General features: G+C 47.7%; 20 protein-coding genes and 1 pseudogene. All 21 read right to left on the reverse strand.

Annotated features, from left to right (window positions below):
- Positions 1–16: 16 nt before the first annotated feature.
- A complete protein-coding gene (gene rpmD / locus HZB31_11840) occupies positions 17–196 on the reverse strand; it encodes a 50S ribosomal protein L30 (protein ID MBI5848613.1) in 180 nt (59 codons plus the stop codon).
- A complete protein-coding gene (gene rpsE, locus HZB31_11845; protein ID MBI5848614.1) occupies positions 196–705 on the reverse strand; it encodes a 30S ribosomal protein S5 in 510 nt (169 codons plus the stop codon). Before rpsE ends, rpmD begins: the two co-directional genes overlap by 1 nt.
- 30 nt (positions 706–735) lie before the next feature.
- Complete coding sequence (gene rplR / locus HZB31_11850; GenBank protein ID MBI5848615.1) at positions 736–1,095, reverse strand: 50S ribosomal protein L18; 360 nt, start codon at positions 1,093–1,095, stop codon at positions 736–738.
- Between the two features lie 54 nt (positions 1,096–1,149).
- Positions 1,150–1,692: a 50S ribosomal protein L6 gene (gene rplF, locus HZB31_11855; GenBank protein ID MBI5848616.1), complete on the reverse strand. Its 543-nt coding sequence runs from the start codon at positions 1,690–1,692 to the stop codon at positions 1,150–1,152.
- A gap of 13 nt (positions 1,693–1,705) precedes the next feature.
- Complete coding sequence (rpsH, locus tag HZB31_11860; GenBank protein ID MBI5848617.1) at positions 1,706–2,101, reverse strand: 30S ribosomal protein S8; 396 nt, start codon at positions 2,099–2,101, stop codon at positions 1,706–1,708.
- Positions 2,102–2,110: 9 nt separating this feature from the next.
- On the reverse strand, positions 2,111–2,296 hold the full coding sequence (locus HZB31_11865) for a type Z 30S ribosomal protein S14 (GenBank protein MBI5848618.1): 186 nt from the start codon (positions 2,294–2,296) through the stop codon (positions 2,111–2,113).
- A gap of 13 nt (positions 2,297–2,309) precedes the next feature.
- Positions 2,310–2,852: a 50S ribosomal protein L5 gene (rplE, locus tag HZB31_11870; protein ID MBI5848619.1), complete on the reverse strand. Its 543-nt coding sequence runs from the start codon at positions 2,850–2,852 to the stop codon at positions 2,310–2,312.
- A 2-nt stretch (positions 2,853–2,854) separates the two neighbouring features.
- Positions 2,855–3,172 (reverse strand): 50S ribosomal protein L24, encoded by a 318-nt coding sequence (locus HZB31_11875; protein ID MBI5848620.1) that lies wholly within the window; start codon positions 3,170–3,172, stop codon positions 2,855–2,857.
- A gap of 8 nt (positions 3,173–3,180) precedes the next feature.
- A pseudogene (locus HZB31_11880) lies at positions 3,181–3,410 on the reverse strand (uL14 family ribosomal protein).
- A complete protein-coding gene (gene rpsQ / locus HZB31_11885) occupies positions 3,407–3,667 on the reverse strand; it encodes a 30S ribosomal protein S17 (protein MBI5848621.1) in 261 nt (86 codons plus the stop codon). Before rpsQ ends, HZB31_11880 begins: the two are co-directional and overlap by 4 nt.
- A gap of 20 nt (positions 3,668–3,687) precedes the next feature.
- Positions 3,688–3,888 carry a 50S ribosomal protein L29 gene (rpmC, locus tag HZB31_11890; GenBank protein ID MBI5848622.1) on the reverse strand — a complete coding sequence of 67 codons (201 nt, stop codon included), beginning with the start codon at positions 3,886–3,888 and terminating at the stop codon, positions 3,688–3,690.
- Complete coding sequence (gene rplP, locus HZB31_11895) at positions 3,885–4,304, reverse strand: 50S ribosomal protein L16 (GenBank protein ID MBI5848623.1); 420 nt, start codon at positions 4,302–4,304, stop codon at positions 3,885–3,887. The genes rpmC and rplP overlap by 4 nt, the downstream gene beginning before the upstream one ends.
- 12 nt (positions 4,305–4,316) lie before the next feature.
- Positions 4,317–4,979: a 30S ribosomal protein S3 gene (rpsC, locus tag HZB31_11900; protein MBI5848624.1), complete on the reverse strand. Its 663-nt coding sequence runs from the start codon at positions 4,977–4,979 to the stop codon at positions 4,317–4,319.
- A gap of 14 nt (positions 4,980–4,993) precedes the next feature.
- Positions 4,994–5,329: a 50S ribosomal protein L22 gene (gene rplV / locus HZB31_11905; GenBank protein MBI5848625.1), complete on the reverse strand. Its 336-nt coding sequence runs from the start codon at positions 5,327–5,329 to the stop codon at positions 4,994–4,996.
- Between the two features lie 4 nt (positions 5,330–5,333).
- Complete coding sequence (rpsS, locus tag HZB31_11910) at positions 5,334–5,618, reverse strand: 30S ribosomal protein S19 (GenBank protein ID MBI5848626.1); 285 nt, start codon at positions 5,616–5,618, stop codon at positions 5,334–5,336.
- A gap of 1 nt (position 5,619) precedes the next feature.
- Positions 5,620–6,438: a 50S ribosomal protein L2 gene (gene rplB / locus HZB31_11915; GenBank protein ID MBI5848627.1), complete on the reverse strand. Its 819-nt coding sequence runs from the start codon at positions 6,436–6,438 to the stop codon at positions 5,620–5,622.
- A complete protein-coding gene (gene rplW, locus HZB31_11920) occupies positions 6,438–6,728 on the reverse strand; it encodes a 50S ribosomal protein L23 (GenBank protein MBI5848628.1) in 291 nt (96 codons plus the stop codon). The genes rplB and rplW overlap by 1 nt, the downstream gene beginning before the upstream one ends.
- Positions 6,725–7,354, reverse strand: a complete 630-nt coding sequence (gene rplD / locus HZB31_11925; GenBank protein MBI5848629.1) for a 50S ribosomal protein L4 — start codon at positions 7,352–7,354, stop codon at positions 6,725–6,727. The genes rplW and rplD overlap by 4 nt, the downstream gene beginning before the upstream one ends.
- Position 7,355: 1 nt before the next feature.
- Positions 7,356–7,970, reverse strand: coding sequence for a 50S ribosomal protein L3 (gene rplC, locus HZB31_11930; protein ID MBI5848630.1), 615 nt, complete (start codon positions 7,968–7,970; stop codon positions 7,356–7,358).
- Positions 7,967–8,272, reverse strand: a complete 306-nt coding sequence (rpsJ, locus tag HZB31_11935; GenBank protein ID MBI5848631.1) for a 30S ribosomal protein S10 — start codon at positions 8,270–8,272, stop codon at positions 7,967–7,969. Before rpsJ ends, rplC begins: the two co-directional genes overlap by 4 nt.
- Positions 8,273–8,274: 2 nt before the next feature.
- On the reverse strand, positions 8,275–8,482 hold a 208-nt coding region (tuf, locus tag HZB31_11940), incomplete at its 5' end, for an elongation factor Tu (protein ID MBI5848632.1).

An 8,482-nucleotide genomic window follows, 5' to 3' on the forward strand; every position in this document is an offset into this window, starting at 1 on the left:
GACGCCAACCTCCTGATTATTTATCTACTCGTTCCACTGCCACGAGATGAGAGACTTTGTGAACCATTCCCTTGATTGCTTCATTTTCTGCCTGCGTAACACTTCTACCGATCTTTTTCAGACCGAGCGATGCAAGAACCTTCCGCTGCTTCTCGGGAATTCCGATATAGCTTCTCTTTAATGTTATCTTCAGCATCAGCTTGCAGCCTCCTGTGCTTCCTCTTCACTTCGACCCCTAAGCCTTGAAACTACATCGGGATCTTTGAGATTCACCAACCCGTCAACGGTTGCCTTAACCGTGTTATAGGGATTATTACTGCCAAGTGACTTTGCGACAATATCCTGAATACCGGAGACCTCAAGGATTGCCCTGACCGCGCCGCCTGCAATAAGACCCGTGCCCTTCTGGGCAGGATTCATTACAACGCTTCCCGCTCCGAACCGTCCGATTATCCGATGAGGAATTGTCCCCTCCTTAAGCGGAAACTTCAGGAGACACTTCTTGGCCTGTTCGACCGCCTTCCGTATCGCCTCGGGAACTTCGGTAGCCTTACCCTTCCCAATACCAACCGTGCCGGCACCGTCACCGACCACAACAAGGGCACTGAAAGAAAATCTTCTTCCACCTTTGACGACTTTGGCGACTCTATTGATAAAAACCACCTTGTCTTTGAGATTCAGTCCTTCTGGGTCAATCCTTCCCACCTTACCTCCTTGCAACAATATGAATCTTCATTAAAATTCCAGCCCTGCCTCTCGCGCGCCATCGGCAAGAGCCTTGATCCTTCCGTGATACAGGTACCCGCTTCTGTCAAAAACGATCTGCTTGATCCCCTTTTCAACGGCCCTTTTAGCGATCAGCCCACCAACTTCTTTTGCCATCGCAATATTCCCTTTTCCCTTCGCACTCTTAAAAGATGCGTCAAGGCTAGATGCAGATACAAAGGTTACACCCTTTGAGTCATCGATGACCTGAGCATATATCTGATTCAGACTTCTATATACAGAAAGCCTCGGCCGCTCAGTCGTACCGATAACTCTCCTTCTAATGCGCACATGGCGCCTCTTCCTGCCTATCTCTTTACTCTTAGCCAAAATGTCCTCCTGATTAAAGCCTATGATTTCCGTCCATGGGCCAAATACTACTGACTATTTCTTGCCCGTCTTGCCAACTTTTAGCTTTAAGCGCTCTCCGGAATATCTGACGCCCTTGCCTTTGTACGCATCGGGGCTTCTTAATTCCCTTAGGTTGGCAGCAACCTGGCCGATCTTCTGTTTGTCAATACCGTTCAGGGTTATCTGCGTCTGCTTCTGATCAACCGCCGCAGTGATACCATCCGGCAGATTAAATTCAACAGGGTGGGAATAACCAAGGGTCATAACGATCTTCTTCCCCTGCACCTGAGCCCTGTAGCCAACACCGACAATATCGAGCACTCTCTGATATCCGGTCGTCACACCCGTCACCATGTTGGAGATCAGATTTCTTGTGAGGCCGTGCAACGCCTTGTTCTTCTTAGTATCATCAGCCCGCTCAACCACTATATTGGTTGCGGCAACCGATACTCTTGTCCCAAAAGGGTGCGCCCACTGCAACTCTCCTTTTGGACCCTTCACTTTTATAGTATTATCCAGCAATGTGATATTCACTCCCGATGGAATATCTACTGGCTTCTTTCCGATTCTTGACATCCCGCTTCTCCTTTTACCAGATATAGCAGAGCACTTCACCGCCAACATTTTCGCGGCGGCATGTCCTGTCGCTCATCAGACCTTTTGACGTGGTCAGCACGGATATGCCCACACCGCCCATAACCATCGGAACCGTATCATGACCGACATACACTCTTCTTCCTGGCTTGCTTATCTTTTTTATTCCGCTTATCACGGGTTCATTGTCGGGCGCATACTTGAGCGTAACCCTCAGGATACCCTGCTTTTTGTCTTTCAGAATCTTGTATGCCCTGATGAACCCTTCTTCCTTCATGATCTTGGCTATCTCAAGCTTCATCTTCGAAGCAGGAATATCAACCTTTTCAGCCCGTATCATGACAGAATTCCTTATCCTTGTCAGCATATCTGCAATTGGGTCAGTTACCATCCGTCACCTCTACCAGCTTGATTTTGTAACTCCGGGAATCTGACCCCGGAGCGCCTGATGTCTAAAACAGATTCTGCACATCCCAAACTTTCTGAGATAGCCTCGCGGTCTTCCGCATATCTTACATCTGTTATGGGCCTGCACCGCAAATTTCGGCGGCCTCTTTGACTTCTCTATCATGCATGTTTTTGCCATGTTCAATACCTCTCTAATTTCTAAAGGGAATGCCGAAGTAACGAAGGAGCGCCTTGCTCTCCTTGTCTGTCTTGGCCGAAGTGCATACGATTACATCAAGTCCGTGAACCATTTCCACCTTGTCATAATCAATCTCAGGGAATATGTACTGTTCTTTTAGACCTATAGCATAGTTGCCCCTGCCATCAAATGACTTGCCAGAAACACCCCTGAAGTCCCTGATCCTCGGCAAAGCAATGCTGATAAATCTGTCCAAAAATTCATACATGGAACTGCCTCTCAGCGTAACCTTGCTGCCTATCGGCATATCCTTCCTGAGCTTGAATGTTGCTATTGACTTCTTCGCCTTACAGACAATTGGCTTCTGTCCCGTAATCGTTGCAAGTTCCTTCTGAGCCGACTCAAGGAGCTTAATGTTCTGGATGGCTTCGCCAAGCCCGACGTTAAGCACAATTTTCTGTAACCTGGGGACTTCCATAATGTTGCCATAGGAAAACTCTTTCATCATGGCAGGAATGATTTCTTTGGTATATTTCTCTTTCAGTCGTGGAGTCATTATTAGTCAATGACCTCCTTGCATTTTTTGCATGTCCTATGTTTTTCGCCACTCTCAAGAACAGTCACGCCGACCTTCGTTGGCTTGCTGCACTTGGGACAGGAAAGAAGGACATTGGATATATGAACCGGAGCCTCTTTTTCAATAATGCCGCCCTGAGAATACTTTTTGTTCGGCTTCATATGCTTCTTGATGATGTTGATCTTTTCGACAAGGACTTGATGCTTATCCCGGTTGACTGCAAGGACACGGCCTTTTTTGCCCTTCTCTTTGCCGGCGATAATGACCACGGCATCTTCTTTCTTTATTCCTAAACTCATCTCTCCTCCTACAGCACTTCAGGAGCAAGGGAAATTATCTTCATATACTCTTTCCATCTTAGCTCTCTTGCGACTGGTCCGAAAATTCTTGTTCCAATGGGTTCACCCTGCGACTGACGACGATAACGTCTCCGAGTCCGGCATACCTCCTCTTTGATCCGCCGAGGACCTTAATACACTGAACCCTTTTAGCGCCTGAATTGTCTGCTACCTCAAGGATGCTGCTCATCTGGATCATTTTTTTGCACTCCTCGCCGATTTATCAAGGATTTCGAGGACAATCCATCTTTTGTCCTTACTCAGGGGGCGTGTCTCCGTGATCTTGACCTCATCGACAACTTTGCACTGATTGACCTCATCATGGGCCTTGAACTTAGAGACTTTCTTCACCGTCTTTTTGTAGACAGGGTGCTGAAACATCCTCGTTACCGCAACGACAACGGTTTTCTCCATTTTATTGCTTACGACTTTTCCTGTATAGACCTTGTTAATCATGGTTCCCTTCCAGATCCTTTTTATGAAGCCTTTTGCTTGTTCTTCTCGGTTATTACCGTCAGTATCTTTGCAATGTTTTTCTTAATTGCTCGGATACGCATAGGGTTTTCGATCTCTCCCGTTGCCTGCTGAAATCTAAGATTGAAGAGCTCTTTTCTCAGGTCCTGCTCTTTTTTCCTGAGTTCTTCCACTGTCGTTTCGCGTAACTCTCCGGCCTTCATTGTACGCTCTCCTCCCTTTTGACAAACTTCATTGAGAGGGGAAGCTTATGAGACGCAAGCCTCAGGGCCTCTTTTGCCACATCCTCAGTTACACCCGACATCTCATAGATAATTCTTCCCGGTTTTATCACGGCTACCCAGTATTCGGGAGCACCCTTTCCCTTACCCATTCTGGTCTCAGCGGGCTTCTTGGTAATCGGCTTATCGGGGAATATTCTGATCCAGACTTTACAACCCCTCTTCACATGGCGATTAATTGCAATTCTGGCCGCCTCGATCTGTCTTGATGTTATCCAGCCCGGCTCCATTGCCTTGAGACCAAACTCCCCGAAAGAAACATCAGACCCTCGATAGGCCTTGCCGTTCATGTTTCCCTTCTGCATCTTTCTGAATTTAACTTTCTTCGGCATTAACATAACGTATACCCCTTATATCGCCGCTACCTGGGCTTCAGCCTTGCCAACTTCAGGCAGCACATCTCCTAAATACACCCATACCTTGACACCGATGATGCCAAATGTTGTCCTGGCCTGAGCAAAACCAAAGTTGATATCCGCCCTGAATGTATGCAGGGGAACTCTTCCCTCGCGATACCATTCCGTTCTGGCTATTTCAGCTCCGGCCAGTCTGCCCGAGCAGGTTATCTTTATACCAAGAGCTCCAAAGCGCATCGCTGATGATACCGACTTCTTCATTGCCCGTCTGAAGGCAACTCTTTTTTCAAGCTGCAGGGCAATATTTTCAGCAACAAGCTGAGCGTCAATTTCAGGTTTTCTGATCTCCTTGATGTCAACGGAAGCCTGCTTGCCACTCATCGCTTCTACATCCTTTCGAAGCTTCTCCACCTCGGAGCCTTTTTTCCCGATTATTATTCCGGGTCTGGCAGTATATATAATAAGCCTGATCTTCTGACCAGCGCGCTCGATCTCGATCTTCGACACACCTGCATGGAACAGCCTCTTTTTGATCTCCTTGCGGATCGCAATGTCCTCGAGCAGCTGGTCGGCATATCCTTTCTTGAGATACCACCTTGAATCCCACGTTTTGGTAATGCCCAGCCTGTTTCCTATCGGATGTGTCTTCTGGCCCAAAATCTCCTCCTGAATTATTCTTCGGTTAATACCAGTGTTATGTGGCAGGACCGCTTTTTAATTACATTCGATCTGCCCATTGATCTTTGCTCAATCCTCTTCATGGTAGATCCCGCATCAGCAACAGCCTTACTGATCACCCATGCCTCCGAGTCCGTGTTCGCGCTTTTCTGCTCCGCATTTGACATCGCGGACTTCAAAACCTTTTCGATAAATCTTGCGCCCCTGTATGGCATAAACCTAAGTGAAATCAGTGCATCCCCAGCCCTCTTTCCCTTAATAAGTTCCATTACCCGTTTAGCCTTGCGCGGCGTAAGTTTTGCGTATTTCTGAATTGCTTTTGCCTCCATAGAATCAGCCCTTTACCGTAGTGGTCTTGCCTGAGCCTGAATGGCCCTTGAATGTTCTTGTCGGAGAAAACTCGCCAAGCTTATGCCCAACCATATTTTCCGTTACATAGACCGGTATAAACTTCCTGCCATTATGCACTGCAAAGGTATACCCGATGAATTCGGGCAAGATTACAGAACGCCTCGACCAGGTCTTAATAAGCTTCTTATCGCCTGAAGTGACCATATCCTGCTGCCGCTTCAGCAGTTTTTCATCCACGAATGGACCCTTTTTTAATGAGCGTGGCAATTTACTTCCTCCTCTTAACTATGAACGTATTCGTCCGTTTATTGCGTCTCGTCTTGATCCCCTCGGGCACACCCCAAGGAGTACATGGAGGCCGCCCACCGGAGCTCCTGCCCTCACCACCGCCAAGCGGGTGATCCACAGGGTTCATGACAACTCCTCTTACATGAGGCCGCCTGCCAATCCAACGGGATCTGCCGGCCTTGCCGAAGGATATGTTCTCGTGCTCGGGATTACTCACCTGGCCAACGGTTGCCATGCAGCGAGCAAGAACCTTTCTTACTTCACCGGACGGCATCTTGATCTGGACATAGTCATCATCCTTTGCGATCAGCTGTGCCGAAGTCCCAGCGCTTCTAACCATCTTTGCGCCCTGGCCAGACTTCAGCTCAATATTATGGATAAATGTTCCAAGTGGCATATCGCTCAGCGGCAATGCATTGCCAACCTTTATCTCCGCACCCCTACCCGAAACAAGCTCATCTCCCACACCAAGACCTACGGGAGAAATAATGTATCGCTTATCACCGTCCCGGTAACTCAAGAGCGCAATGCGCGCTGATCTGTTCGGATCATATTCAATCGTGGCAACTGTAGCTGGCACGCCAACCTTGTCTCTTTTGAAATCGATAATCCGGTATTTTGTCCTGTTACCGCCGCCTCTTTGCCATGCCGTTACGCGCCCAAGATTATTTCTTCCGCCAGTCTTTTTAAGGTTTTTAACCAAGGACTTTAGAGGCTTATCAGTTGTCAACTCAGCATAATCCATAACTGTGCGGAAACGCCTGCCGGGAGATGTTGGTTTATATTTTTTAATTCCCATTATGCACCTTCGATGAAATCGAGTTTTTCTCCCTCTTTGAGGGAAATCAAGGCCTTTTTGCGGTCAGACGTCTTTCCGGAAAACTTTCCATATCTTTTCATCCTGCCGTGCGCCTTGATAGTTGCAACCTTCTCGACTTTTACTTTAAAAAGTTCTTCGACCGCTTTTTTTATCTCTATCTTATTCGCTTCTCTCGCAACTTCGATAAGAACCTTATTCTCAGACTCCTTCAGACTGCTTCCTTTTTCGGTAAAGAGAGGCCTCTTAATTACATCAAAAACATTTTTCATTTCTTTCCCGCCTCCGCAAGCATCTCAACAGCCTGCTTTGTGATCAACACCACGTTATGCACAGCCACCTCATAGGTATTGAGGTCCGTCACTCTGGCGACCTTGACTCCCGGAATGTTCCTTGCCGACAGGACAACATTATCATTTTTCTCGGGCATAACAATCAGCGTTGACTTTCCGTCAAGCCCAAGATTTTTGAGAATCGCAAGAATGCTCTTGGTACTCGGCTTATCAAGAGATATTCCATCAATAACCATTATCTCGTTGTCAGCCAGTTTCGCAGAAAGAGCACTATGCAACGCAGCTTTTTTTGCTTTCTTCGGCAGACTGTAAGAATAATCTCTCGGCTGAGGTCCAAATACCGTACCTCCACCCTTCCAGAGAGGTGAACGGCTGCTACCTGCCCTTGCACGCCCCGTTCCCTTCTGTTTATATGGTTTCCTGCCACCACCACTTACAAAACCCTTGGTCTTTGTCGCAGCGGTTCCCTGACGCTGATTAGCAAGGTAATTCACGATGGAGTCATGCACAGCTCCCTGCTTTGCTGCTACACTAAACACCGCGTCAGGAACATTTATCTTGCCAACGGTTGAATTGTTTTTATCTTTTATATCGATTTCTGCCATCTTAGTTTTCCTTTCTGATTTCGAGATATGTCCCTTTTGATCCGGGGACTGCACCCAAAATAAGAATGAGGTTTTGCTCGGCCTTGACATCTACTATCTTCAGGTTTTTGACCGTAACGAGCTCAGAGCCCATATGTCCAGGCATCCCCTTATTCTTCCAAACTCTGGAGGGGAAGGAGCTTGCGCCAATAGAACCAACTTCTCTATAGGAAGTAGATCCATGGGAGGCAGGGCCACCAGAATAATTGTGTCTCTTCATTACACCCTGGAAACCCTTACCCTTCGATACTCCGGCCACCGAGACAAGATCTCCCTTCTGAAACTTGTCAACTGTAATCATCTCGCCGACCTTGATGTCGATCATCGGAAACTCCTTAAGGAGACGATAATAGCCCGTTCCAGCCTTCTTGAATATACCCTTCATGGCCTTGTTCACATTTTTTTCTTTCTTGATTTCACCGAAGCCGACCTTGATAGCCTCATATCCATCGTTTTCTTTTGTCTTTATCTGCAGAACACAGCACGGTCCCGCCTCAACAACAGTCACAGGATATATCCTGCCACTTTCATCAAAAACCTGGGTCATCCCAAGCTTTCTGCCAAGAATTCCTGTCATAGTTTTATCTCCACATCAACGCCTGCCGCCAGCTCCAGTTTCATGAGCGCGTCCACGGTCTGCGGCGTTGCATCATGTATATCGATCAGCCTCTTGTGTGTCCTGATTTCAAACTGCTCCCTTGACTTCTTATCAACATGGACAGACCGCAACACCGTTATTTTGCTGATATGCGTAGGAAGGGGAATAGGCCCCGCAACCCGCGCACCCGTTCTTTGCGCTGTATCCACGATCTCTTTCAGCGACTGGTCAAGGACCTTATGGTCATATGCCCGCAATTTTATTCTTATCTTTTGATTCACGTTTAAACCATGACCTCGGTGACGACACCGGCACCAACCGTGCGACCACCTTCTCTGATTGCAAACCTTAATTCCTTCTCCATCGCGATCGGCGAAATCAGCTCTACCGTCATACTGACGTTGTCACCAGGCATTACCATCTCCACGCCCTCAGGCAGCTCTGCTACTCCGGTCACGTCCGTGGTCCTGAAGTAGAACTGCGGCCTATAG

The sequence above is a fragment of the Nitrospirota bacterium genome (genome assembly GCA_016235245.1).
GTDB lineage: Bacteria > Nitrospirota > Thermodesulfovibrionia > Thermodesulfovibrionales > UBA6898 > UBA6898.

What these genes read in the sequence shown, in the direction of transcription:
- rplC (MBI5848630.1), bottom strand. Translation starts at nt 7,970, where the DNA reads ATGACAGGAATTCTTGGCAGAAAGCTTGGGATGACCCAGGTTTTTGAT.
- HZB31_11875 (MBI5848620.1), bottom strand. Translation starts at nt 3,172, where the DNA reads ATGAGTTTAGGAATAAAGAAAGAAGATGCCGTGGTCATTATCGCCGGC.
- rpmD (MBI5848613.1), bottom strand. Translation starts at nt 196, where the DNA reads ATGCTGAAGATAACATTAAAGAGAAGCTATATCGGAATTCCCGAGAAG.
- rplD (MBI5848629.1), bottom strand. Translation starts at nt 7,354, where the DNA reads ATGGCAGAAATCGATATAAAAGATAAAAACAATTCAACCGTTGGCAAG.
- rplB (MBI5848627.1), bottom strand. Translation starts at nt 6,438, where the DNA reads ATGGGAATTAAAAAATATAAACCAACATCTCCCGGCAGGCGTTTCCGC.
- rpsQ (MBI5848621.1), bottom strand. Translation starts at nt 3,667, where the DNA reads ATGATTAACAAGGTCTATACAGGAAAAGTCGTAAGCAATAAAATGGAG.
- rplE (MBI5848619.1), bottom strand. Translation starts at nt 2,852, where the DNA reads ATGACTCCACGACTGAAAGAGAAATATACCAAAGAAATCATTCCTGCC.
- rplV (MBI5848625.1), bottom strand. Translation starts at nt 5,329, where the DNA reads ATGGAGGCAAAAGCAATTCAGAAATACGCAAAACTTACGCCGCGCAAG.
- rplP (MBI5848623.1), bottom strand. Translation starts at nt 4,304, where the DNA reads ATGTTAATGCCGAAGAAAGTTAAATTCAGAAAGATGCAGAAGGGAAAC.
- rpmC (MBI5848622.1), bottom strand. Translation starts at nt 3,888, where the DNA reads ATGAAGGCCGGAGAGTTACGCGAAACGACAGTGGAAGAACTCAGGAAA.
- rplW (MBI5848628.1), bottom strand. Translation starts at nt 6,728, where the DNA reads ATGAAAAATGTTTTTGATGTAATTAAGAGGCCTCTCTTTACCGAAAAA.
- rplF (MBI5848616.1), bottom strand. Translation starts at nt 1,692, where the DNA reads ATGTCAAGAATCGGAAAGAAGCCAGTAGATATTCCATCGGGAGTGAAT.
- HZB31_11865 (MBI5848618.1), bottom strand. Translation starts at nt 2,296, where the DNA reads ATGGCAAAAACATGCATGATAGAGAAGTCAAAGAGGCCGCCGAAATTT.
- rpsH (MBI5848617.1), bottom strand. Translation starts at nt 2,101, where the DNA reads ATGGTAACTGACCCAATTGCAGATATGCTGACAAGGATAAGGAATTCT.